The sequence below is a fragment of the Pseudomonas sp. NPDC078700 genome (assembly GCF_044542375.1).
Taxonomy (GTDB): Bacteria; Pseudomonadota; Gammaproteobacteria; order Pseudomonadales; family Pseudomonadaceae; genus Aquipseudomonas.
Genome location: NZ_JBITUI010000011.1, coordinates 1 through 3,532, shown reverse-complemented (window position 1 = coordinate 3,532; position 3,532 = coordinate 1). Strand labels below are relative to the sequence as shown.

Genomic DNA, 3,532 nt, shown 5'->3' with positions numbered 1-3,532 from the left:
GATCCCATCCCGAACTCAGTAGTGAAACGATGCATCGCCGATGGTAGTGTGGGGTTTCCCCATGTGAGAGTAGGTCATCGTCAAGCGCCTATACCGAAACCCCAGATCATGTAAATGATCTGGGGTTTTACTTTGGGCCACGGAAAAGTTCAGCTTTACCGGGGGCACGCAAATAGTGTGAATATTCACGCGCGCGAGGGTGGGTGGAAAAGCGTCACCCACCTACCAAACTAGGTGTGAAGAGCTTGCCAGTTGTTGTGGCTGTTCAGGGCAGTGTCGACCACCTACGAGAATGTCGGCGTCCGGGTGGTTACCACGTCAAAATGGCGGATGGCTAAAGCCACATCCCCAACGCATCGAACATTAAATCCAAAGCAATAAAAAACCACCTTGCGGTAGTTTTTTATTGCTGGACGAGTGTCTTTGTAGCGATCACAAGTTTAACGACGTAGATAATCAACTCTGTGGTGTGTAGGCAATGTGGCTACTCGCCGTTATCATGCGTGCCTTAATAGTTTGTGAGCGAAACATGCAGCCATTATTGCGGCTACTTCAGGATGGCAGATTTCATTCAGGCGAGGCCTTAGGGGCTGCGCTGGGTGTCAGTCGTTCGGCTGTGTGGAAGCAGTTGCAAGGGCTCGAAGCTGAGCTAGGGCTGTCGATTTATAAAGTACGTGGGCGTGGTTACCAATTGCAAAATCCACTCATATTGCTCGACCAACAGAGACTGTCACTCAGTCACGCGCAACAAGGCTGGCCAGTGACTGTGCTGGAGTCGGTAGACTCGACTAACGCAGAAGTAATGCGCATGCTGGCCGCAGGATACCAGCCGCCCTATTTAGTGTTGGCTGAGCAGCAAACTGCGGGTCGCGGTCGTCGCGGACGTACTTGGGTCAGTCCATTCGCTGAAAATATGTATTACAGCCTGATTATGCGAATAAATGGCGGTATGCGTCAGATTGAGGGGCTGAGTTTGGTGGTGGGGTTGGCCCTGCTCAAGGCCATCAAGCAGCTGGGTGTCGACAATGCGGGGTTAAAGTGGCCTAACGATGTCTTGGTTGATGGTCATAAAATCGCTGGCATTCTCTTGGAGATGTCTGGTGATCCTGCTGACGAATGCCATGTGGTCATCGGTGTTGGGGTTAACGTTAATATGAAGGTGGTTGAGGCGGACACCATCACTCAGGCATGGACGTCATTGTCCAATGTCTTGGGAGAAACGGTTGATCGCAATCAATTGGTCGAGTTCTTCAGTGCCCACCTGCAAACCTATATCGACATCCATATGCGCGATGGATTTATTGCGTTGCAGGAAGAGTGGCAAGCCAATCATCTTTGGCAAGGGCGCATGGCCACGTTAACAGCGGGCCAGACTCCAATTAAAGGTGAAATATTAGGTGTTGATGCTACAGGCGCTATTCGTCTCAAGGTTGATGGCGAAGAACGCAGCTTCAGCGGTGGTGAGTTGAGCTTGAGGTTAAGCGATGATTCTTGAGCTTGATTGCGGTAATAGCTTTATCAAGTGGCGGGTAGTGACAGGCGACAGGCCACAAGTGGTGTGTGGTGGTGTGGTTGGCTCGGATGAAGAGCTGATGCTGGCCCTAGAAGATAACGCTGTCCATGTTGCAGCTTGTCGCCTGGTAAGTGTGCGTACCGATGCTGAAACCCTGCAACTGGTTGAGTCAATTAATCAACGTTTTAATGTCGAGTGTGTCTGCGCCACACCGGTTATTGAGCTCGCAGGTGTGCGTAACGGCTATGAGCAATATCAGCAGTTGGGGCTTGATCGCTGGCTGGCCTTGGTAGGTGCCTACTTGCAAGCGAGCAAGGCGTGCCTGGTACTTGATCTGGGGACGGCGGTCACAGCCGACTATGTCAGCAAGAATGGTGAGCACTTAGGAGGCTTTATCTGTCCGGGCGTGCCGTTGATGCGCAATCAATTGCGTACCCATACCCGGCGAATACGATATAGCGATGATGTCGCGGAGCGTGCCCAGCAGAAAAGTGGTCCAGGACGCTCAACTGCTGAGGCTGTAGAGAGGGGCTGCGCGCTTATGCTGCAAGGGTTCGTCTCGACCCAGTTGCAGCTAGCTCACGAATACCTCGGTGACGATTTTGTGGTATTCCTGACGGGTGGGGACGCCGCGTTCGTTGTTGATATGGCGCCAGGTGCGAAGATTGCCCCCGATTTGGTTTTCAAGGGATTGGCTGCGGCCTGCCCGCTGTCCTGAGGTTCGCATGCGTTGGATTTTTCTATTGTTGGTGGTGCTTAACGCTTTTTATTACGTCTGGCATCAGCAGCAGGCACCATTAAGGCCAAAAGAAGTTGCGCCTCTGGCGCAGCAACAAAATACCAAGCGTGATATTCACTTGTTAAGCGAAACGGATAATCAGCAGCGCCGCACGCCGGTAATCGAGCCGCCGACCGATGATACCTGCATGTATCTCGGTTCATTTGAGCAGCGCTCTGAGGCGCAAGTCGTTGAGCAGCGTCTAATAAGTCTCGATATCAACTCAGAGGTGCGTTCGGTTGATGATCAGGCTGGTGTCGATTATTGGGTCTATATTCCGCCCCTAGGTTCACGCTCGGCTTCTTTGCGTCAGCTCAAAGAGCTGCAGGCACGTAACATTGATAGCTATTTAATTTCCCAGGGTGACCTTGAAAACGGAATTTCCTTAGGAATATTCCCGCGCAAGGACTCAGCTCAAAGCGTGATTCAGCGCCTGGAAGATGTTGGTTATGCCTCTTCGTTGCGCGAGTTGCCGCGGGCACACCGCAGCTACTGGGTGCGCATAGCCCCGGAAAGTCGGCGTTTGGCGGATGATTCGCTACTGGAAAAGCTCGCATTTGATTTTAATGGGCTAAAACATCAATTAATGCCGTGCGAAAGCATTGCATCCTCGCAATAGATTGCATAGAATGGCGCCCGCTTCGCAGGGTGGCCTTAAACAAGCCGCTCAGCAAAGTTACTGTCAAATGCTCTAAGCTCAGGTTTTTATTGAGAAATTGCTTGACAGTAGGGTGGCTTCTCTTGAGAATGCCGCTTCCTTTTGGAGGGATTCCCGAGCGGCCAAAGGGATCAGACTGTAAATCTGACGTCTACGACTTCGAAGGTTCGAATCCTTCTCCCTCCACCAGATTTAGCGTTAATTGCAAGTTGAGCGGGTGTAGTTTAGTGGTAGAACCTTAGCCTTCCAAGCTAATGATGCGGGTTCGATTCCCGCCACCCGCTCCAAGTTTGCAGTGTTCGCGACACGATTCGCTCATGTAGCTCAGTTGGTAGAGCACACCCTTGGTAAGGGTGAGGTCAGCGGTTCAAATCCGCTCATGAGCTCCATTTAATAAAGGCAGATATGTGAGTATCTGCCTTTATTTTAATGGTGGTAAGGCTTCTGCAATTCTTCGTTTGGAGACGGTCGAGATGGCTAAAGAAAAATTTGAACGTAAAAAACCACACGTAAACGTTGGCACAATCGGCCACGTTGACCATGGTAAAACTACCCTGACTGCAGCACTGACTCGCGTTTGTGC

The 3,532-nt window shown here is 51.3% G+C and carries 4 protein-coding genes, 3 tRNA genes and 1 rRNA gene; all 8 read left to right on the top strand.

Features of this window, described 5'->3' with window-relative positions:
* Positions 1-86: ribosomal RNA gene (rrf, locus tag ACIGCM_RS22840) — 5S ribosomal RNA — on the top strand; the annotation flags it as partial.
* 443 nt (positions 87-529) lie between these two features.
* A complete protein-coding gene (gene birA, locus ACIGCM_RS22835) occupies positions 530-1,495 on the top strand; it encodes a bifunctional biotin--[acetyl-CoA-carboxylase] ligase/biotin operon repressor BirA (RefSeq protein ID WP_397504349.1) in 966 nt (321 codons plus the stop codon).
* Positions 1,485-2,231 carry a pantothenate kinase gene (locus ACIGCM_RS22830; RefSeq protein ID WP_397504348.1) on the top strand — a complete coding sequence of 249 codons (747 nt, stop codon included), beginning with the start codon at positions 1,485-1,487 and terminating at the stop codon, positions 2,229-2,231. Before birA ends, ACIGCM_RS22830 begins: the two co-directional genes overlap by 11 nt.
* 7 nt (positions 2,232-2,238) lie before the next feature.
* Entirely contained in the window at positions 2,239-2,910 is a 672-nt protein-coding gene (locus tag ACIGCM_RS22825; protein WP_397504347.1) for an SPOR domain-containing protein, read from the top strand.
* 143 nt (positions 2,911-3,053) lie between these two features.
* Positions 3,054-3,138: transfer RNA gene (locus tag ACIGCM_RS22820), tRNA-Tyr, on the top strand.
* A gap of 24 nt (positions 3,139-3,162) precedes the next feature.
* A tRNA-Gly gene (locus ACIGCM_RS22815) sits at positions 3,163-3,236 on the top strand.
* A 26-nt stretch (positions 3,237-3,262) separates the two neighbouring features.
* Positions 3,263-3,338: transfer RNA gene (locus ACIGCM_RS22810), tRNA-Thr, on the top strand.
* An 84-nt stretch (positions 3,339-3,422) separates the two neighbouring features.
* Positions 3,423-3,532, top strand: a 110-nt coding sequence (locus ACIGCM_RS22805) for a GTP-binding protein (protein WP_397504346.1), incomplete at its 3' end; no start/stop codon positions are given.

Bases quoted from the DNA above. Each gene is read 5' to 3' on its own strand.
- birA (WP_397504349.1), top strand. From the start codon at position 530: ATGCAGCCATTATTGCGGCTACTTCAGGATGGCAGATTTCATTCAGGC.
- ACIGCM_RS22825 (WP_397504347.1), top strand. From the start codon at position 2,239: ATGCGTTGGATTTTTCTATTGTTGGTGGTGCTTAACGCTTTTTATTAC.
- ACIGCM_RS22830 (WP_397504348.1), top strand. From the start codon at position 1,485: ATGATTCTTGAGCTTGATTGCGGTAATAGCTTTATCAAGTGGCGGGTA.